Genomic DNA, 20,698 nt, shown 5'->3' with positions numbered 1-20,698 from the left:
CATGGAACCTCTGAGCTGGACTGGCTCTATCGCCTTTCTGAACCCGATCCTGACAATCGCTCTGGTTGCACTGGCCGTCTCGGTCCTGGCTTGGATCCTGGCCAGTATCGTGCTGCCTGAACCCCAGGTGACCGTGAACGCGGATGGCACCGTCAGTTCTGGTGGCGGGCTGCGCAGCCTGGTCGAAACCGCGCTGTGGTATTCCTTCCTGGCCAGCATCGCGACGGTCGTCGCTTATCTGCTGCTGGGCGTATTCATGGGAACCGGAGCCGGCATCGTCGGCGCCATCGCGCAGCAGTTCCTGCCGGTCTGGGTGTCGCTGATCATCCTGTTCGCGATGTCGGTCGCCTTCAAGCGGCGGCTGGGCCTGTATGGCAAGCTGTTCGACAGCCCAATCGGCATGATTGGCTTTGCCCTGGTCATGTTCTGGGTGTTCACCGGCATTTTCGGCGCGCTCGACCTGATCGTGACCCATGACCCGCTGGTGCAGTTGTCGGGGATGAAGAACAAGGTGCCCGGCACCCCCCTGCCCAACCCCGAGGACGGGCAGTTCGCCTGGTACCTTCTGGGCGGCGACAACCTGGCCCGCGATGTGTTCAGCCGGATGGTCAAGGGCGCGTGGATCGTCGTGCAGATCGCGCCGCTGGCCACGATGTTCGCCTTCATGGTCGGCATCACGCTGGGCCTGCCGGCGGGGTACTATGGCGGACGCCTGGATACGTTCCTGTCGTTCCTGGCCAACCTGATCCTGGCCTTTCCGGTAATCCTGCTGTTCTATCTGCTGGTAACCCCGGAAATCGTGGCGACCGGCGTGCCGAACTATATGGCCGCTGTGCTGTTCATCTTTCCGATCTTGTTCATCGCGGTGCTCCTGAACTCGCGCTACTATACCCGCCCGAACTTTCGAACGCCTCTGCTGATCGGGGTGCTGGGGATCGCGATCTGGCTGTACCTGTCACTGATTTCGACCGGAGGCCACGTCATAAACACTGACGCCTACAGCATCTGGGGGTTGCCGACCTATCTGGATCTGTTCGACATTCCAGGCGGGATATTGGTCGTGTTCGTATCGGTTGTCTTCGTCAACTCGCCCACGGTGTTCCGCATCGTGCGCGGCCTGGCCATGGACATCAAAACGCGCGACTATGTGGCGGCCGCCCAGACGCGCGGCGAAGGTCCCTGGTACATCATGCTGTGGGAAATCCTACCCAACGCGCGCGGGCCGCTGATCGTCGATTTCTGCCTGCGCATCGGTTACACGACCATCCTGTTGGGGACCTTGGGGTTCTTTGGGTTGGGCCTGCCGCCGGAAAGCCCGGATTGGGGGTCAACCATCAACGAAGGGCGCAAGCTGCTGTCGATATATCTGCACCCGGCCCTGCCGCCGGCGTTGGCGCTGTTGTCGCTGGTTCTGGGCTTGAACCTGCTGGCGGACGGCCTGCGCGAGGAAAGCCTGAAGGACTGATGTGAACGCAGCCGGGGGGCCAGCCCCCCGGACCCCCCGGGATATTTTGAGCCAGATGAAGGGGAAACCGGACTTTGGCGAGGAGCGAAGAAATGAGCAAACTTGCAGATCATGACGGGCCAATCCTGGAAATCGAAAAGCTGTCGATTTCCTTCTTTACCCGCCTGCGGGAAATTCCGGCCGTGATGGATTTTTCGGTTTCCGTGATGCCCGGCGAGGCGGTGGGGCTGGTCGGGGAATCCGGCTGCGGCAAGTCGACCGTTGCGCTGGGCGTGATGCAGGATCTTGGCAAGAACGGCCGCATCGTTGGAGGCACCATCAAGTTCAAGGGCCGCGATCTGAGCGAGATGAGCGCCGAGGAACTACGCGACATCCGCGGCAACGAGATCGCGATGATCTATCAGGAGCCGATGGCTTCTCTGAACCCGGCGATGAAGATCGGCAAGCAGCTGATGGAAGTGCCGATGATCCACGAAGGGGTCAGCAAGGAAGAGGCCTATGCCCGCGCTCTGGAAGTGGTGACCGACGTGCGCCTGCCCGACCCCGAACGGATGCTGAACAGCTTTCCGCATCAACTTTCTGGCGGCCAGCAGCAGCGCATCGTGATCGCGATGGCGCTGATGTCGAAACCGGCACTGCTGATCCTCGACGAACCGACAACCGCGCTGGACGTGACCGTTGAGGCCGCCGTGGTGGAACTGGTCAAGGACCTGGGCAAGAAATACGGCACCTCGATGCTGTTCATTTCGCACAATCTGGGCCTGGTGCTGGAGACCTGCGACCGTTTGTGCGTGATGTATTCCGGCGAGGCGGTCGAACGGGGCTCGATCCATGACGTGTTCGACGAGATGCAGCACCCGTATACGCAGGCCTTGTTCCGCTCGATCCCCCTACCCGGCGCGGACAAGAACGCGCGCCCGCTGGTCGCGATTCCGGGCAATTTCCCCTTGCCGCATGAACGTCCGCGGGGCTGTAATTTCGGACCGCGCTGCGACTATTTCGAAGAGGGGCGTTGTGACGCGCAAGACATCCCGATGTTCCCGGTGCCGGGGAATGACCGTCACCACACGCGCTGCCTCAAGTTCCAGGAGATCGACTGGAACGCCCCGGTTACCGTGGCGGAGCAGAAGGAAAAAGCGCCCATCGGTCAGACCGTTCTGAAGATCGACAACCTCAAGAAATATTATGAAGTCGCCGCAAATGCGCTGTTCGGTGGCGGCGAGAAGAAAGTGGTTAAGGCCAACGAGGCCCTGAGTTTCGAGGCCCGCGAGTCTGAAACTCTGGCCATTGTGGGCGAGTCGGGCTGCGGCAAATCCACCTTTGCCAAGGTGCTGATGGGGCTGGAAACGGCGACAGACGGGCAGATCCTGCTGGACAACCGCAACATCGAAGATCTGCCGATCGAAGAGCGGGATACGAAAACCATCGGCGAAGTCCAGATGGTGTTCCAGAACCCCTTTGACACGCTGAACCCGTCGATGACGGTGGGGCGACAGATCATCCGCGCGCTGGAAATCTTCGGCGTCGGCAATTCCGAGGCCGAGCGCAAGCAACGGATGCTGGAGTTGCTGGATCTGGTGAAGCTGCCCCGGGCCTTTGCCGACCGGATGCCACGACAACTGTCGGGTGGCCAGAAGCAAAGGGTTGGCATCGCGCGTGCCTTTGCCGGAGATGCGCGCATCGTCGTCGCAGACGAGCCGGTTTCGGCGCTGGATGTTTCGGTGCAGGCCGCTGTGACCGACCTGCTGATGGAAATTCAGCGCGAGCACAAGACGACCCTGTTGTTCATCAGCCACGACCTGTCGATCGTCCGCTACCTCAGCGACCGCGTGATGGTGATGTATCTGGGCCATGTGGTCGAACTGGGCACCACTGATCAGGTGTTCTCGCCCCCCTATCACCCCTATACCGAGGCATTGCTGAGCGCGGTTCCGATCGCCGATACCTCGGTCGAGAAAGAGCACATCGTGCTCGAGGGGGATATTCCATCGGCGATGAACCCGCCGCCGGGATGTCCGTTTCAGACACGCTGCCGGTGGAAATCCGAAGTCCCCGGGGGCCTGTGCGAACAGCAGGTTCCGCCGGTAAAAACTTTGTCCGAGGGGCACCAGATCAAGTGCCATCTGGCCGAGGACATTCTTGCCAGAATGCAACCGGTCATCAAGATCGCTGCTGAATGACGTACGCGGTCTTCGACGGGTTGGGGCCGTCCACTGGACAGTCCAGACCAATTGACGCGAGTGATGGGGTTTTCAACCGCCCCAGATGGCCTTCACATAGTTCCGGGTCTCTGCATAAGGTGGAATACCGCCGTGCTTTTCCACCGCCTTCGGCCCCGCATTGTAAGCGGCCAGTGCAAGGCGCCATGACCTGAATTTCTTGTACTGCCAGTACAGGTAGCGCGCGCCGCCTTCCAGATTCTGCTTGGGGTCGTGCGGGTCCACGCCCAGCAGGCGCGCGGTCTGCGGCATCAGCTGCGCCAGCCCCAAAGCGCCCTTGTGGGACCGGGCATGCGGGTTCCATCCGCTTTCCTGCTGGACCAGCCGCAGGAACAGCTCTTCGGGGACGTTGTGCATGCGGGCGGCCTGGCGCGCCAGGACAAGATACTGCCCCTTGTACTTGCCGTCATACCGTTTGCCGAACTTTCCCTGCGCCGATTTGGGTTTGAGACGCTCGCTGTCGCGGTATTGGCTGGCGGCGCGACTGTCCAGCACCTTGGCCTGCTTGAGAAAGATATCCCTGCGGTTCTTGGTCGAAAGAACATCGGCGCCCGACGGAACAGAAGTCAGCGCAAGGAAGGCAACCAAAAAACCAGTCAACACATACCGCATTCAAGCAAATCCCGCCCGTTCTGCCATCAGAATGAGTATAGGTATTTCAAGCCGAAATGAAAGCTTGGTTAATCGCGGGTGGAAATTCAAACCTAAGGCTCCACGATCATCCGTGTTCCAACCCGCGCGCGGGGGGTATAGGGTTCGGGTGAACACCGCGCGAGATTCGCGCCCCAACCCGCAAGACAGGATACGAGGAAAAACATGGCAGGTTCAGTCAACAAGGTCATTCTGATCGGCAATCTCGGGCGTGACCCCGAGGTTCGGTCGTTTCAGAACGGAGGCAAGGTCTGCAACCTGCGCATCGCCACTTCGGAAACCTGGAAAGACCGCAATACGGGCGAGCGTCGCGAACGGACCGAGTGGCACTCGGTCGCGATTTTCAACGAGGGCTTGGTCCGGGTGGCCGAGCAATACCTTCGCAAGGGGTCAAAGGTTTACGTCGAAGGCCAGTTGCAGACCCGCAAATGGCAGGATCAGTCCGGTCAGGACCGGTATTCGACCGAGGTCGTTCTGCAAGGGTTCAATTCGACCCTCGTCATGCTGGACGCCCGCGGAGAAGGCGGCGGTTACGGTGGCGGCCAGTCCGGCGGTTACGGAGACCCCTATGGCGCACCGATGGGCGGCAGTTCACCAGCCCCGGCCTCGGGCGGGATCGACGACGACGAGATCCCGTTCTGATCTGACGGAGCCAGAAAATGACATGGTCCTTCGCCGTCGGTCGTCTGCTTGGCTCGGAGCTGAGGGTCCATGTCACGTTCTTCATTCTGTTGGCCTGGGTCGGCTTCGCGGCCTATGCCGAGGGCGGCCTGCCCGCCGCATTTGACAACATCCTGTTCGTTCTGGCGCTGTTTGCCTGCGTGGTCGCCCATGAATTCGGCCACGCGCTGATGGCCCGCCGCTATGGCATCCGCACGCCGGACATCACGCTTCTGCCGATCGGCGGGCTGGCCCGGCTGGAGCGGATGCCGGAAAAGCCCATGCAGGAAGTTGCCGTTGCGCTAGCCGGGCCGGCGGTGAACATCGTGATCTGGCTGGTGCTGGTGGGTCTGGGTGCGGGCATTCAGATGGATGTAATGGCCCATATCGACTCGGCGCGCGTCGATCTGTTCAGCCGGCTGGCGTATGTGAACCTTTTCTTGGCGGTATTCAATCTGATCCCGGCCTTTCCGATGGATGGTGGCCGGGTGTTCCGGGCGCTGCTGTGCCTAAAGATGGACCGGGTCAAGGCCACGCGGGCTGCTGCCTCGGCCGGTCAGATCGTGGCGGTGGGTTTCGGCTTTCTGGGGCTTAGCACCGGAAACCCGATCCTGGTCCTGATCGCGGTGTTCGTCTTCATCGCCGCCAATGCCGAGAGCCAGGATGTCGAGATGCGCTCGATCGCGCGCCGAGTTCTGGCCCGCGACGCGATGATCACCGAGTTCCACGCACTGACGCCGCAGGACACGCTGGGTACGGCCGCGCAGGCCGTGATCCAGACCACCCAGCACGAGTTTCCGGTGCTGGGCCCCGACGGGCAACTGCTGGGCTTCGTGACGCGCAACCGGTTGTTCGCAGCCCTCGCCGGCGAACACCCCCGGTCCGAACCGGCCACATCGGTCATGGAGACCGAGATTCCCATCGTATCGCCAGCCGGCGGGCTCGAGGCAGTGCTAGACGGGTTGCACGGCGGCGCTCCGGCAGTGGCCGTGTGCACCAGAGCGGGGCAGATGGTCGGGTACATAACCCGCGAAAACATCGGCGAACTGATGGTAATCCGGGGGCGCTGAGACCGTCAGCAGGTCGCCAGCGCATCCTCGAGCACGGACAAAACCGCATCGCGCGGCACGTCCGAAGTCACGAAGGCCTGCCCGATTCCGCGCGCCAGAATGAACCGCAACTGACCATCCACCACCTTCTTGTCCTGGGCCATCAGATCGACCAGCGCCCCCGCCCCCGGCAAATCGCCGGGAATGTCGGCGAGGTCAGTCTTCATCCCCATCGCGCGTAGATGCGCCCGAACGCGGCTGGGGTCTTCCTGCGAACAAAGGCCCAGGCGCGCCGACAGTTCGAAGGCCAAGGCACAGCCGATGGCCACGCCCTCGCCATGCAGCAACCGGTCGGAATAGCCGGTCGCGGCCTCGAGCGCGTGGCAGAAGGTATGGCCCAGATTCAGCAACGCCCGGTCGCCCTGTTCGGTCTCGTCGCGCGCAACGATGTCGGCCTTCATCTGCACCGAGCGCGTCACCGCCTGAACCCGGGCCGCCATGTCGCCCTCGGCCAACGCGGGGCCGTTGCGTTCCAGCCATTCAAAGAATTCGGCATCGCCCAGCAGCCCGTATTTCACGACCTCGCCATAGCCCGCCAGAAAATCCCGCGCCGTCAAGGTGCCCAGAACCGAGGTATCGGCCAGCACCAGCGACGGCTGGTGGAAGGCGCCGATCAGGTTCTTGCCTTGCGGGGCGTTGATGCCGGTTTTGCCGCCCACCGAACTGTCGACCTGCGCCAGCAGAGAGGTCGGGATCTGCACGAACCGCACCCCCCGGCGAAGCACGGCAGCGGCAAACCCGGCCAGATCGCCGATCACCCCGCCGCCAAAGGCTACGACGACATCACGGCGCTCGACCTTTTCGGCCAGCAGCCATTCGACCGCGCGTTCGAAATGGGGCCAACTTTTGGTTGCCTCACCCGGCGGCAGCGCCAGGGCAGTCATCTCGACACCGGCCGCGGCCAGCCCGGCACGCAGCGCGTCCAGATGCAGCGTGGCAACCGTTTCATCCGTCAGTACCGCCACACGCGGGCGGGGCAACAGCGGCCTGATCCGCATCCCGGCCTGCGCCAGCAGGTCCGGCCCGATTTCCACGTCATAGGACCGTTCGGCCAGATCAACGAATACGGTTTGATGCATCTATTTCAGTTCCAGAACGTCAGGGCGCGTCGCCAGTTTCTCCAAGACCCGGTCCACCATGTCCTCGATCGCAGTTTCGCCATCCGATTCCACGACCAGATCGGCCTGTTGGTAAAGCGGAACGCGTGCTTGGTACAAGGCGCTCAGCGTCGCATGCGGATCGGGGGTGCGCAGCAGCGGCCGTGTGTCCTTGTGGCGGACGCGGTTCCACAGCACCTCCAGATCGGCCCTCAGCCAGACCGACACGCCGCGCTCTGATATCATCCTGCGGTTCGCCTCGGACAGGAAGGCGCCGCCGCCAGTCGACAGAATGCCTTTCTGCTCGTCCAGCAACCGGCCGATGACCTGGCTTTCCTTGGCCCGAAAGAATGCCTCGCCATCGCGCTCGAAGATCTCGGGAATGGTCATGTTGGCGGCCGATTCGATCTCGGCATCGCTGTCCAGGAACGGCACGCCCAGCCGCGCGGCCAGCGCCCGGCCCACCGCCGTCTTGCCAGCGCCCATCATGCCGACCATAACCACCGTTTTGTGCAGGTCATAGGCCGGCCGGACCGATGCCGGCGATGCGTTATGCTTAATTTCGCTCATTTCCCCGTGAATGACGTGATCTTGGAAAAAATGCCAGTTATAACTTGGCCAAAATCAAAATTTGAGGCAGCGTTTCGCCATGGGCCGTCTGATCAAACTCCTCCTGTACCTCATCTGCCTGAGTTTCATCGGGCTGGTAGCTTATGCCTATCTGGGGCCGTATTTCGGCGCGGATTTCTCGGCCCCGCAAAGCGAAATCAGCGAACCGGTCATCCTGAATGTGGACTAGGGCCGCGGCGGTGACGATTGCCCTGGCCGGGCAGGTCGCCGCACAGACGACCGAGCCGCTGTCGGCGATCGACTGGCTGAAGGAACCGGGCGACCTGCTGCCGGGAACGGTGATGCTCGAACCTCCGGTGGCCGATGCGGTGGCGGACCCGCAGATCCATGTAACTCCGCTCGAGGCGCTGTCGCAGCCACTGGGGTTGGTGGATGCCTCGGTGACGGGGCTGCCGGTGGATCTGTGGCGCCCAAGCGACCCGGCCCGCCTAGCCCGACTGATCGGGCAAGTTCCGGTGAAATCCAGCCCGGCCATGCAAAAGCTGATGTTCACCTTGCTGCTGACCGAAGCCCGCGCGCCGTCGGGCGGCGCGGATCCTGACACCCTGCTGCTGGCGCGACTGGATCGCCTGTTCCAGTTGGGGGCGGCCGACCCTGCGCAGGCGCTGGTGCAACAGGCCGGGCCGGCGGCTTCACCGGACCGGTTTCGCCGCTGGTTCGACACGACCTTGCTGACCGGCGACGAGGACCGCAGCTGTACCGCGCTCATCGCGCAACCTGGCCTGTCCCGTGACTACCGCGCCCACATTTTCTGCAAGGCACGCCGCGGTGACTGGGCCTCGGCCGCGCTCATGCTCGAGGCCGCCCACGCGCTCGAGATCTTGCCGACAGAAACGCTGGACCTGCTCGACCGGTTTCTAAGCCCCGAGATGTTCGAAGGCGCCCCCTATCTTCCGCAACCCCAGGACCCCGACCCGCTGACCTTTCGCCTGTTCGAGGCCATCGGCGAACGGCTGCCCACCGCGTCGCTGCCGCGCGCCTTTGCCAATGCCGATCTGCGCGACGTCGCCGGCTGGAAGGCCCAGATCGAGGCGGCCGAGCGCCTGACCCGCATCGGAGCGTTGACCCCCAACCACCTGCTGGGTCTCTATACCGAGCGCGCCCCGGCGGCCTCGGGCGCCGTCTGGGACCGCGTCGCCGCGGTACAGCGGTTCGAGGCCGCGCTGGACGGCGGCAAGCCGCAGGCCGTCGCGGATGCGCTGATCGCGGTCTGGGCGCAGATGGAAACCGTCGGGCTGCAGGTTCCCTTTGCCGAGCTGTTCGCGGACCGGCTAGTGCCCCTCCCCCTGCCCGGCGCCGAGGCCGAGAACCTGCGCTGGCGCATTCTGCTGCTGTCCGAGCTGTATGAAGACGCAGCCCAATCCGTGCCCGATGGGCCAACTGCCAATGCTTTTCTGGCCGCGCTGGCCCGGGGGATGCCCGATCAGGCCCGGTCGCCGTCGCCGCTGTCCGATGCGATCACCGAAGGCTTTGCCTGGGCCGCCCCGGTCCCGCCCGACCTGCAGACTATGCTGGATCAGAACCGGTTGGGCGAAGCGATTCTGGAAGCGATGCAGCTTTATGCCCAGGGCGCGCGCGGCAACCTGGTGGACTTGACCGCCGCCATCGCAACCTTCCGCAGGGTCGGGCTCGAGGATACCGCGCGGCGGGCGGCGCTGCAGCTGCTGATCCTGCAGGGGGTCTGACCGTGCCGGGGCCTGAAACGCCAGAGCTGTGGATCTCGGCCTTTCTCGAAGCGCAGGCCGCCGAGCTGGGCGCGGCAACCAACACGCTGCTGGCCTATGGGCGCGACTTGAAGGACTTCGCGGGATGGCTGAGCCGTCACGGCGACGGATTTGCCCAGGCCGACCAGACCCGGATCGAGGCCTATCTGATCGACTGCGATGCCGAGGGCCTGTCGCGCGCGACCCGGGCTCGCCGCCTGTCCGCCATCAAACAGCTGTACCGCTTCGCTTTCGAGGAGGGCTGGCGCGACACCAACCCCGCCATCCAGATCAAGGGACCAGGCCGGCAAAAGCGCCTGCCCAAGACGCTGGACGTGGCCGAGGTCGACCGCCTGCTGCAGGCCGCGCGCCAGACCGGCCGCACCCAAGCCGACCGGCTGCGCAACACATGCCTGATGGAGCTGTTGTACGCCACCGGCATGCGGGTAACCGAATTGGTTTCGCTGCCCGTATCCGCAGCGCGTGGCGACCCGCGGATGCTTCTGGTTCTGGGCAAGGGCGGCAAGGAACGGATGGTGCCCCTGTCGCCACCGGCCCGCGATGCGTTGGCCGCATGGCTGGCTGCGCGCGATGCGGCCGAGGAGGCGACCGTGGCCAAAGGCGGACAGAGGTCACGCTTTCTGTTTCCGTCGCGCGGCAAGTCCGGGCACCTGACCCGGCACAGGTTCTTCCTGCTGGTCAAGGAATTGGCGGTTCAAGGCGGTGTGTCCCCCGACAAGGTCACCCCGCACACGCTGCGGCACGCCTTTGCCACGCATCTTCTGGCCAACGGGGCCGACCTGCGTTCGATCCAGACCCTGCTGGGCCATGCCGACGTGGCCACGACCGAGATCTACACGCATGTTCTGGACGAGCGGCTGTCGGAATTGGTGTTGCAACATCACCCCCTTGCCAGGAACGACACCGAGGACTAGGGGCTTCCCCTTGATCGCATGGCCCCGCGACCCCATAACCAAGGCGCGACAACAATCATAGTGGAACGATGGACCCTGACCCTTCCCTTTTCGACAGCGCCTTCTGGATCACCACCGTCTCGATCCTGTTTCTGCTTGTGCTGTCCGGCTTCTTCTCGGGCTCGGAAACGGCGCTGACTGCGTCGTCTCGGGGCAAGCTGCGCGCGCAGGCCGACAAGGGATCGCGCGGCGCGCAAAAGGCGCTGGAAATCACCGACGACAACGAACGGCTGATCGGGTCGGTCCTGCTGGGCAACAACCTAGTGAATATCCTTGCGGCCTCGTTGGCGACGGCTCTGTTCACGCGGCTGTTCGGCGAAAGCGGCGTGGCGCTGGCTACGCTGGTCATGACCCTGCTGGTTCTGATCTTTGCCGAAGTTCTTCCCAAGACCTATGCGATCACCAATGCCGAAAAGGCCGCCGCTGCGGTCGCCCCGGTGATCGGTGTTGTCGTTACGGTGTTTTCGCCGGTGGTGGCCGCCGTACGCCTGCTGGTGCGCGGGGTATTGCGTTTGTTCGGTGTACGGATCGACCCGGACAGCCACATCCTTGCCGTGCGTGAAGAGATCGCCGGCGCCCTGCAACTGGGCCATTCCGAAGGCGTCGTCGAAAAAGAGGACCGCGATCGCATCCTGGGGGCGCTTGACCTCGGCGACCGCACGGTTGAGGAAATCATGCTGCACCGCTCGAATATCGAGATGATCGACGCCGATGCCGACCCCGAAGCGATCCTGAAACAGTGTCTCGAAAGCCGTCACACGCGCCTGCCGGTGTTCCGCGGCCAGCCCGAAAACATCGTGGGTGTCGTGCATGCCAAAGACCTGTTCCGCGCCATGTACGCGCAGGCCGGCGGCGGCGAGGGCGGTGCCGAGCGGCTGAAGTCATTCGACATCCTCAAAGTGGCCAACGCCCCGTATTTCGTGCCGGAAACCACCACTCTGGACGACCAAATGCGGGAATTTCTGCGCATGCACAGCCATTTTGCGCTGGTGGTCGATGAATACGGATCGCTTCAGGGGCTGATCACGCTCGAGGACATCCTCGAAGAAATCGTGGGCGAGATCGCGGACGAGTTCGACGTGGACGAAGATGTGACGATTACGCGCACCGAAGACGGTCAGTACCTGGTCGAAGGCTCGATGACCATCCGCGACCTGAACCGTGCGATGGACTGGAACCTGCCCGATGACGAGGCCAACACCATTGCCGGGCTGGTGATCCATGAGGCGCAGATGATCCCGACCGTTGGTCAGGTGTTCTCGTTCCACGGCTTCCGGTTCGAGGTCGTCGAACGCGAGGGCAACCGGATCACCTGGTTGAAGGTGCGGCCGCTCTGACGGACGGCCGGCGGAAACGACAAACTCGGTCGTTTTCGTGACAGATACCGCCGCGGCACCCCTGCACCTTCGGGCCAGACGCAAGGAGGTGCGGATGAAATCGACGTGTCAGGTTGCCGTGATCGGCGGTGGAGTTGTCGGGTGTTCGGTGCTGTATCACCTGACCAAGCTGGGTTGGTCGGATGTGATGCTGCTGGAACGGTCGGAACTGACCAGCGGATCGACCTGGCACGCGGCGGGCGGGTTCCACACGCTGAACGGCGACACCAACATGGCCGCGCTGCAGGGCTATACCATCAGGCTGTACAAGGAACTGGAAGAGATCACCGGCATGTCCTGCGGGCTGCACCATGTGGGCGGCATCACGCTAGCCGACAACCAGGACCGGTTCGACATGCTGCTGGCCGAACGCGCCAAGCATCGCTTCATGGGGCTGGAGACCGAAATCGTGGGCCCCGACGAGATCAAGAAGATCGCCCCCATCACCAACACCGACGGCATCATCGGCGCGCTCTATGATCCGCTGGACGGGCACCTTGATCCCTCGGGCACGACCCACGCCTATGCCAAGGCCGCACGGATGGGCGGGGCCACGATCGAGACCCACTGCATGGTGCGCGAGACCAACCAGCGCCCCGACGGCACTTGGGACGTGGTCACCGACAAGGGCACCATCCACGCCGAGCATATCGTCAACGCCGGCGGCCTGTGGGCGCGCGAAGTGGGCGCGATGGCGGGCATCTACTTCCCGCTGCACCCGATGGAGCATCAATACCTGGTCACCGACACCATCCCCGAAATCGAGGCCATCATCGACGCGGGCGGTGAGCATCCGCACGTCATGGACCCGGCCGGTGAAAGCTATCTGCGGCAGGAAGGGCGCGGCCTGTGCATCGGCTTCTACGAACAACCCTGCAAGCCCTGGGCCGTGGACGGCACACCGTGGGAGTTCGGGCACGAGCTGCTGCCCGACGATTTCGACAAGATCACCGACAGTATCGAGTTCGCCTATCGCCGCTTCCCGGTTCTGGCCGAGGCCGGAGTGAAATCGGTGATCCACGGCCCCTTCACCTTTGCGCCCGACGGCAACCCGCTGGTCGGGCCGGTGCCGGGCGTGCGCAACTACTGGTCGGCCTGCGGCGTGATGGCTGGCTTCAGCCAGGGCGGTGGCGTCGGCCTGACGCTTGCGCAATGGATGATCGAGGGCGAGCCCGAGCGCGACGTCTTTGCCATGGACGTAGCCCGCTTCGGCGACTGGATCACCCCCGGCTATACCCGCCCCAAGGTGATCGAGAATTATCAGAAACGTTTCTCGGTCGCCTACCCCAACGAGGAACTGCCCGCCGCCCGCCCCAACCGCACCACGCCGATGTATGACATCTTCAGCGATCTGGGCGCCGTCTGGGGCCAGCAATACGGGCTCGAGGTGCCGAACTATTTCGCGCAAAAGGGCGAGCCGGGCTATGAAACCCCCTCCTTCCGCCGCTCGGACGCATTCGACGCTACAGGCCGCGAGGTGCGCGCCGTGCGCAAAGGCGTCGGCATCAACGAGGTGCACAATTTCGGCAAATACCTTGTGACAGGTCCGCGCGCCCGCGACTGGCTGGATCGGATCATGGCCGGGCGCATCCCCAAGCCGGGCCGCCTGTCTCTGACCCCGATGCTGTCGCCCAAGGGCAAGCTGATCGGCGACTTCACGGTTTCTTGTCTGGGTGAGGAGGAATTTCAGCTCACCGCCTCATACGGCGCGCAGAACTTCCACATGCGCTGGTTCCAGATACATCAGGAAGACGGCGTAACCGTCGAAAATATCAGCGACAAACGCAACGGCTTCCAGATCGCCGGCCCCAAGGCGCGCGAGGTTCTGACCGCCTGCACCCGCGCCGATATCAGCGACATGCGCTTCATGGACGTGCGGCGGATGGTCGTCGGCATGACCGATTGTATCGTGCAGCGTGTCAGCTATACCGGCGACCTGGGGTTCGAGATCTACTGCGATCCGATGGCGCAGCGCCAGCTGTGGTGGACGCTGTGGCAGGCCGGGCAACCGCACGGCATCATCCCCTTCGGCATGCGCGCGATGATGAGCCTGCGGCTCGACAAGTTCTTTGGCTCGTGGATGCGCGAGTTCTCGCCCGACTACACGGCGGCCGAAACCGGGCTGGACCGTTTCATCGCCTTCAACAAACCCGCCGATTTCATCGGTCGCGCCGCTGCCGAGGCGGAACGTGCGACAGGCCCCGCGCGCAGGTTGGTGGCCTTCGAGGTCGACGCCGACGACGCCGACGTGAACGCCTATGAACCGATCTGGCTGGACGGCAAGGTCGTGGGCTTCTGCACCTCGGGCGGCTATTCGCACCACACGGGCAAGTCGATCGCGATGGGCTTCCTGCCCACCGACCGCGTCGCTGACAGCCTGCAGGTGAAAATCGAGATCCTAGGCCAGATGCGCAAGGCCCGCGTGATCTCGACCCCGCCCTTCGACGCGGATGGCGCGCGCATGCGCGGGTGACAATGCCCGCGCCACACGCCATGGTGGCGGCATGAATACCATTCCCATCATCCTCCTTGCCGCTGGCCGATCCAGCCGCATGGTGGGGGCCGATAAGCTGATGCAGGAAATAGACAGCCAGCCCCTGCTGCGCCGGACGGCGGAAATCGCGCGGGCCGTGGCCCCGGTCATCGTGGCTCTGCCCCCGGCCCCGCACCCACGCCACGACGCACTGGCCGGACTGGATGTGCGCGTGGTTCCGGTCACCGACGCAGAGGAAGGCATGAACGCAAGCTTGCGCGCGGCCCTGAATCACGTACCCGATACAGCCGACGCCGCGATGATCTTGCTGGCCGACCTGCCGGACTTGACGGTCGACGATCTGGCAAAGGTGCTGCGCTCGGTCAGCGAAAACCCGGACTGCATGATCTGGCGCGGATCGGCAAGCGACGGCACCCCCGGTCACCCGGTGGTCTTCGCATCATGCCTGTTTCCGCAGTTGCGTGCATTGACCGGAGATTCCGGCGCGCAGAGTGTCGTCAGAGCCCATCGCGACAAAGTCCATATCGAACCCCTGCCGGGGACCAATGCCACCCGCGATCTGGACACGCCCCGGGACTGGGCCGACTGGCGAGCCGGTCGGCAGGCCAAAAACTAACACGGCCCGATCTTTTCAGACCGGGCCGGTTGCCCAAAAATGCAGGACTACCACTTTCACCTTTTCCGGAAACGCGCCCGACGCATCAGAAGATGAACGGACGTGGCTCTGCAGAACTGAAACAAGACCCCCTCGTTAACATGCCACTGGCATTCCCGGTAATCGAGATCTGCCTGGAGACACCCCCTTGATGTCTGTCAGGCCCCCTTTTTGGACAATTTCATCGTCACCGATCATTCGCTTCAAAACAATAAAAAATTCGTCGCAAGGCACAACAAGGCTCAATTTGACGTAGCGCCCGCACAGTATGAATCTCGGCCATGTTCTACCCATGGCAGAGTTGCGGAACTTGACCGGCCGAACTACCAGAGCGTTCAATCGTTCTGTCACGGGAGCGTGATTAAAAATAGTGTACTGAATGACATCAGATACTGAGCGACGTTTTTAAAGACATACAACCTAAGCGAGACTATCCAACTCATAACTCCGGCCTCGTCGCCGTTGTAGCCTCTGAGTGATCAATGCAACACTTTTCTACAATTAGCGCCCTTTTCGGCAACAATTCGACGATTCGCGCAGAATCGAATCCCGGAAAACCGCCTGCGCTGGTCGGGCATAGACCGCAAGAAAATGGCAGAATTAAGAAAATTTAACCATCAGGTCAGAAAACCCACAGGGCCGTTCTCCATCTATCCGTCAAATTCAGATCCACTGCGACGAACCCAAGGAGCACAGTCGAGACATGATTACCCGCACCCCCCCCCTTTACGCTTTCCGTAGACCCCGCCTGTTTGGCGCGGCCGCACTGAGCGCGGCCCTGCTGGCCGGGACCGCGATTCCGTCCCTCGCGGACGAGCGGGTGGCCGACCTGGTCGAATCCGTGTCGCCCGCCGTGGTGACCATCATTGCCTCGCAGGATGCCGCCCCGATGCCGGCCGGCAGCCCCAATTTCGATTTCGAAGGGCATCCTTTTGGCGAATTCTTCAAGCGTTTCGGTGCCCCCGAAGGCATGGACATTCCGCGGCAGGGCCCCAGTCAGGGGCTGGGCTCCGGCTTTGTCATGGATGCTGATGGCTATATCATTACCAACAACCACGTCGTCGAGGGTGCCAACAAGGTCACGGTGCGCCTGCATGACGACCGCAGCTATGAAGCCGAGATCATCGGGACCGACCCGCTGACCGACCTCGCGCTGCTGAAAATCGAAGCCGATACCCCTCTGACCGCAGTGCCGCTGGGCGACAGCGACGAAATCCGCGTGGGTGAAGACGTTGTGGCCATCGGCAACCCCTTCGGGCTGAGTTCGACTGTCACCACGGGCATCGTCTCGGCCAAGGGGCGCAACATCTCGGATGGCCCCTATGCTGAATTCATCCAGACCGACGCAGCGATCAACAAGGGCAACTCGGGCGGTCCGCTGTTCAACATGGAAGGCGAAGTCATCGGCGTGAACTCGGCCATCTATTCGCCCACGGGCGGCTCGGTCGGGCTGGGCTTTGCCGTGACGTCCAACATCGTCGAACACATCGCCCAGGACCTGCGCGACGACGGGCAGATCAGCCGCGGCTGGCTGGGGGTCTCGATCCAGAATGTCAGCCCTGAACTGGCCGCCGCCATGGGGATAGAGGGCACCACTGGTGCGTTGGTCTCGGACGTGGTTCCCGGCAGCCCGGCCGACGGCGTGCTTCAGCAGGGTGACGTGATCGTCGCGTTCGACGGCGAACAGGTCGACAACAGCAGCGAATTGCCGGTCCTGGTTGGCACCACAGCCATCGGCACCGACAGCAAGCTGACCGTACTGCGCAACGGCAAGACCGAGACGCTCAACGTCACCATCGGCCAGCACCAGACCGAAACCGCCGCTGCGGCGCCCGACAAGGTGGCCGGCAAGACGCTGGGCGTGACCGTCGCACCGCTGACCGACACCACGCGCGCCGAGATGGGCGTGCCGGAAACCGTGCACGGCGTGGTTGTCACGGCACTGCAGCCCGACAGCCCCGCCGCAGAGGCCGGTCTGCGCCGCGGTGACGTCATCGTCCGGCTGGGCCGCGCCGAGATCGACACGCCTCAGGATCTGAAAAAGGCGCTGAGCGACCAGAAGGACGGCCCGGCGCTGGTGCTGATCAATCGAGGCGGCAACCAGATCTTCGTTGCCGTAGAGGTGGCCTGACGCTTGTCCCCGCGCGCGCCGCATGATGGGGATATCGGCGCGCGCATCCCCCCGCCCGCACGTCATGTCCGCGTGCGACGGGGCTGCCGGGTGCGATTTCCGCGCCCGGCAGTATTCTTTGACGGCCCCACATGCTTATATCCCGAGCAAAAGGATATCCGACCATGAGCAGACGTTTGTTGATCGTTGAAGACGACGGGGACACGCGGGAATTCATCGCCAAGGGGTTTGCCGAGGAAGGCTATGCCATCGAAACCGCCACCAACGGGCGCGACGGGCTGTATCACGCTACCGATGGCGGGTTCGACGCAATCGTCCTGGACCGGATGCTGCCCGAACTGGACGGGCTGGCGCTGGTGAAATCGCTGCGCGCAGCCGGGATCAAGACCCCCGTTCTGATGCTGACCGCCATGAGCGCGGTGGACGAGCGGGTCAAGGGCCTGCGCGCCGGCGCCGACGACTATCTGGTCAAGCCGTTCTCGTTCCAGGAACTCCATGCCCGGATCGAGGCGCTGCTGCGCCGTCCTCAGGAATCCGAAGAGACCCCGACCCTCAGGTGCCGCGACCTCGAGATGAACCTTCTGACCCGCAAGGTGACCCGCAACGGGCGCGAGATCACCCTGACCCCGCGCGAATTCCAGATTCTCGAGTTCTTCTTGCGGCGCAAGAACCGGGTGGTGTCGCGCACGATGCTGCTGGAAGGCGTCTGGGACTATCATTTCGACCCCAACACCAACGTCGTCGACGTGCATATCTCGAAACTGCGCAAACAGCTGGACGATCCCGGCGAGCCCCCCCTGATCGAAACCGTGCGCGGCGCGGGGTACATGATGTCCGATGGCACAGCTTAGATTTTCGTTTCACAATTCCCGCACCCGGCTGGTGCTGCTCAGCATGGTGCTCAGCGCGCTGCTGACCGCAACGGTGCTGGCGCTGGTCTATGTGACGGCGACCCGGACAATCGACGGCGAGACACGCTCGGTCGTGTCGGCCGAACTGACCGGGCTGGCCGACGAATACGAACGGCGCGGTCTGATCGGGCTGATGACGGCCATCGAGCGCCGCCTGCCCTCGGCGTCAGAGCGCGATGCGCTGTATCTGCTGACCGACCGGTTCGGCAATGTCCTTGCGGGCAATCTTGCCCGTTGGCCCGAGGGCGTGACACCGGGCAGCGGCTGGACCGAACTGGAATTGCGAAAAACCGAGACGAATGAGATGGTTCCGGTCTCGGCCGCATCCATCCGCCTGCGCGGCGGCGAGCGTTTGTTGGTGGGCCGCGATGCGCTGGCCCGGCAACAGTTCGACAGGGTTCTGTTCCAATCGGTCGCGCTGGCGCTGGGGGCCGCCCTGGCGCTGAGTATCCTGACGGGCTGGCTACTGACCCGGCTGGTTTTTTCCCGGCTGCGGGACATCGCCGATACGGCCGATTCCATCATGTCGGGCGACCTGACGCAGAGAATGCCTCAGCGCGGCACCGGCGACGAGTTCGATCAGGTTTCGGCCATGCTCAACGCCATGCTGGACCGGATCGAGGACCTGGTGAACAATTTGCGGACCACGTCCAACTCCATCGCCCATGATCTGCGGTCGCCGCTGTCGCGGCTCCGGCAGCGGGTCGAGGCGCTGGGCGACAGCCAGCGAAACGACAGCGAACGCGAGGCCGACACCGCCCGCGCCACGGCCGAGATCGACCATATTCTTCGGGTCCTGGGGCAACTGACCGAGATTTCGCGGGCCGAGGCCGGGCTGGGCCGCGAGCAGTTCGAACAGGTCGATCTTGGTCAACTGGCTGCTGACGTGGTCGAGCTCTATGAACCCGTCGCCGCGGATCAGGGCGTTGAAATCAGCCTGACCGGCACCGCGCCCCCTATCCTCGGCCACCGGCCGCTTCTGTCTCAGGCGCTGTCCAACCTGCTGGAAAACGCCCTGCGCTACGCGCCCGAGGGCACCAGCATCAAGGTGGAGTTGGGAGACCTCGACAGGCACGCTAGGCTGAGCGTCCGCGACATGGGTCCCGGCGTGCCTGAACCCGATCTGGGCCGGCTGGACCAGCCCTTCGTCACGCTGGACCCGGCCCGCAGCAGCCGCAACTCGGGCCTGGGGCTGGCGCTGGTGGCGGCCATCGCGCGGATGCATGGCGGCACTTTCAGCGCCCGCAACGCCGATCCGGGGCTGGAAGTCACGCTGAACCTGTCGAAATCCTGATCCGCCGCGCCTCCAACGACCCCGCCTACAATTCCGCGGGCAGCGAGGCGTATCCGCGGAACCGGATCCGCCCGCCCCGCACCCGCCCGTTCAACAGGCGATAGCCTGGGAACCGCGCCAGCAGTCGTCCGATGGCGATGCGCCCTTCCATCCGCGCCAGCGTCAGCCCGACGCAAACATGCGGCCCACCTGCAAAGGCCAGGTGCCGGTTTGGCTTGCGCGTGATGTCGAACCGCGTCGGGTCGTCGAACACCTCGGGGTCGCGGTTCGCCGCGCCGATGCACAGGTGCAGGTTGGTGCCCGCCGGGATCGTCAGCCCGTCCATCTCGATATCCTCGGTCGTCTCGCGGTTTCCGAACTGGTTGGGCGAGCGAAAGCGCAGGATTTCCTCGACCGCTGGCGTGATCAGCTCGGGGTCGTCCAGCAGGCGCTGTTTCTGCTCCGAGTGGTCGTTCAGAAGCGCCAGACCGTTGCCGATCAGGTTCGTCGTGGTCTCGTGCCCCGCATTCAGGATGAAGATGCAGTTCTGCAAAAGCTCGGTCTCGCTGAGTTTTTCGTCCGCCCCCTCGCCCCGGATCAGCCGGGTCAGCACGTCGGTCTCGGGATCGCCCGGCGACGCCCGCCGCCGCGCGACGAGGTCGATCAGGTATGCCTTGAACTCCTCGACCGCCGCATGGCCCCGCGCCAGCTGTTCCTCGGTCAGCGCCGGCTCCAGCGCGCCCAGAATGGACAGCGACCAGTCGCGCAGCGGCCCGCGTTCCTCCATCGGAACGTCCAGTAGGTTGCCGATGATCTGGATCGGAATGGTCGAAGCGAAATCCTCGATCAGATCGACCTTGGGTTTTCCGGCCATCGCGTCCAGCAGATGATCCACCGTCTCGATCAGACCCGGCTCCATCCGGGCAATCGCGCGCGGGGTCAGCGCCGATGTCATGATCTTGCGCACCCGCGTATGCAAAGGCGGATCGGAAAACACCAGCGAGGTCGTGTGATGCTCGAACAGAGGGGATCCCACGCCAAATTTCGGGCCGAACGCAGCCTTCTTGTCCGACGAATACAGCTTGGTATCGCGATAAATCCGGTCCAGATCCCGGTGACGGCTCAACAAAACCGACCCGTCCGGCTGCGGCAGAACCGGCGCATGGGCCAGCAGCGCGTCGTAAAACGGAAACGGATTTTCGACGAACCCCTCGGGCGGATCGGTCAGATCAAGCTGCCGCGCCGCCTGTGCCACATCCAATGCGTTCATTCCGTCCTCCCCTGCCGTATGCTCCCCCGCCTTGGGTATCTCAGGCCGAGACCTCGGACAAGCGTGACATCGCCACCGAC

17 protein-coding genes are annotated in these 20,698 nt (G+C 63.6%); 13 read left to right on the top strand and 4 right to left on the bottom strand.

The window, feature by feature from the left end:
- The first annotated feature begins 1 nt into the window (after nucleotide 1).
- On the top strand, nucleotides 2-1,465 hold the full coding sequence (locus AC2FME_RS08055) for an ABC transporter permease (RefSeq protein WP_496800140.1): 1,464 nt from the start codon (nucleotides 2-4) through the stop codon (nucleotides 1,463-1,465).
- A gap of 92 nt (nucleotides 1,466-1,557) precedes the next feature.
- Entirely contained in the window at nucleotides 1,558-3,645 is a 2,088-nt protein-coding gene (locus AC2FME_RS08050) for a dipeptide ABC transporter ATP-binding protein (protein WP_496800139.1), read from the top strand.
- 72 nt (nucleotides 3,646-3,717) lie between these two features.
- On the opposite strand, the gene AC2FME_RS08045 is transcribed toward AC2FME_RS08050, so the two are convergent.
- Nucleotides 3,718-4,296, bottom strand: coding sequence for a lytic transglycosylase domain-containing protein (locus tag AC2FME_RS08045; RefSeq protein WP_496712332.1), 579 nt, complete (start codon nucleotides 4,294-4,296; stop codon nucleotides 3,718-3,720).
- Between the two features lie 204 nt (nucleotides 4,297-4,500).
- On the opposite strand from AC2FME_RS08045, the gene ssb reads away from it, so the two are divergent.
- A complete protein-coding gene (gene ssb, locus AC2FME_RS08040) occupies nucleotides 4,501-4,977 on the top strand; it encodes a single-stranded DNA-binding protein (protein ID WP_496800138.1) in 477 nt (158 codons plus the stop codon).
- Nucleotides 4,978-4,994: 17 nt separating this feature from the next.
- Nucleotides 4,995-6,065: a site-2 protease family protein gene (locus AC2FME_RS08035; protein ID WP_496680864.1), complete on the top strand. Its 1,071-nt coding sequence runs from the start codon at nucleotides 4,995-4,997 to the stop codon at nucleotides 6,063-6,065.
- A 5-nt stretch (nucleotides 6,066-6,070) separates the two neighbouring features.
- Here AC2FME_RS08035 and aroB read toward each other — a convergent pair whose 3' ends face one another.
- Nucleotides 6,071-7,183: a 3-dehydroquinate synthase gene (aroB, locus tag AC2FME_RS08030; protein WP_496800137.1), complete on the bottom strand. Its 1,113-nt coding sequence runs from the start codon at nucleotides 7,181-7,183 to the stop codon at nucleotides 6,071-6,073.
- Nucleotides 7,184-7,771 carry a shikimate kinase gene (locus AC2FME_RS08025; protein WP_496800136.1) on the bottom strand — a complete coding sequence of 196 codons (588 nt, stop codon included), beginning with the start codon at nucleotides 7,769-7,771 and terminating at the stop codon, nucleotides 7,184-7,186.
- A gap of 79 nt (nucleotides 7,772-7,850) precedes the next feature.
- Here AC2FME_RS08025 and AC2FME_RS08020 point away from each other — a divergent pair, with 79 nt between their 5' ends.
- The 9 genes from AC2FME_RS08020 to AC2FME_RS07980 all read left to right on the top strand — a co-directional run bounded on the left by AC2FME_RS08020 (nucleotide 7,851) and on the right by AC2FME_RS07980 (nucleotide 19,369).
- Nucleotides 7,851-8,000 (top strand): hypothetical protein, encoded by a 150-nt coding sequence (locus AC2FME_RS08020; protein WP_496680870.1) that lies wholly within the window; start codon nucleotides 7,851-7,853, stop codon nucleotides 7,998-8,000.
- On the top strand, nucleotides 7,990-9,516 hold the full coding sequence (locus tag AC2FME_RS08015) for a hypothetical protein (RefSeq protein WP_496800135.1): 1,527 nt from the start codon (nucleotides 7,990-7,992) through the stop codon (nucleotides 9,514-9,516). The genes AC2FME_RS08020 and AC2FME_RS08015 overlap by 11 nt, the downstream gene beginning before the upstream one ends.
- 2 nt (nucleotides 9,517-9,518) lie before the next feature.
- Complete coding sequence (locus AC2FME_RS08010; protein WP_496797428.1) at nucleotides 9,519-10,469, top strand: tyrosine recombinase; 951 nt, start codon at nucleotides 9,519-9,521, stop codon at nucleotides 10,467-10,469.
- Between the two features lie 68 nt (nucleotides 10,470-10,537).
- Nucleotides 10,538-11,845: an HlyC/CorC family transporter gene (locus AC2FME_RS08005; RefSeq protein ID WP_496743302.1), complete on the top strand. Its 1,308-nt coding sequence runs from the start codon at nucleotides 10,538-10,540 to the stop codon at nucleotides 11,843-11,845.
- Nucleotides 11,846-11,939: 94 nt separating this feature from the next.
- Nucleotides 11,940-14,357, top strand: a complete 2,418-nt coding sequence (locus tag AC2FME_RS08000; protein ID WP_496800134.1) for a GcvT family protein — start codon at nucleotides 11,940-11,942, stop codon at nucleotides 14,355-14,357.
- Between the two features lie 31 nt (nucleotides 14,358-14,388).
- Nucleotides 14,389-14,994: a nucleotidyltransferase family protein gene (locus tag AC2FME_RS07995; RefSeq protein WP_496800133.1), complete on the top strand. Its 606-nt coding sequence runs from the start codon at nucleotides 14,389-14,391 to the stop codon at nucleotides 14,992-14,994.
- A gap of 742 nt (nucleotides 14,995-15,736) precedes the next feature.
- The gene (locus AC2FME_RS07990; RefSeq protein WP_496800132.1) at nucleotides 15,737-17,164 is read left to right on the top strand and encodes a DegQ family serine endoprotease; all 1,428 of its coding nucleotides are present in this window, start codon (nucleotides 15,737-15,739) and stop codon (nucleotides 17,162-17,164) included.
- Nucleotides 17,165-17,328: 164 nt separating this feature from the next.
- A complete protein-coding gene (locus tag AC2FME_RS07985) occupies nucleotides 17,329-18,015 on the top strand; it encodes a response regulator transcription factor (RefSeq protein WP_496800131.1) in 687 nt (228 codons plus the stop codon).
- Nucleotides 18,002-19,369, top strand: a complete 1,368-nt coding sequence (locus tag AC2FME_RS07980; RefSeq protein ID WP_496800130.1) for a sensor histidine kinase — start codon at nucleotides 18,002-18,004, stop codon at nucleotides 19,367-19,369. Before AC2FME_RS07985 ends, AC2FME_RS07980 begins: the two co-directional genes overlap by 14 nt.
- Nucleotides 19,370-19,394: 25 nt before the next feature.
- Here AC2FME_RS07980 and AC2FME_RS07975 read toward each other — a convergent pair whose 3' ends face one another.
- Complete coding sequence (locus AC2FME_RS07975; RefSeq protein WP_496800129.1) at nucleotides 19,395-20,618, bottom strand: cytochrome P450; 1,224 nt, start codon at nucleotides 20,616-20,618, stop codon at nucleotides 19,395-19,397.
- Nucleotides 20,619-20,698 lie beyond the last annotated feature (80 nt).

Source organism: Ruegeria sp. BHSC026 (assembly GCF_059613065.1).
The sequence above is the reverse complement of the archived record's forward strand: the minus strand, read 5'-3'. Positions and strand labels throughout refer to the sequence as shown.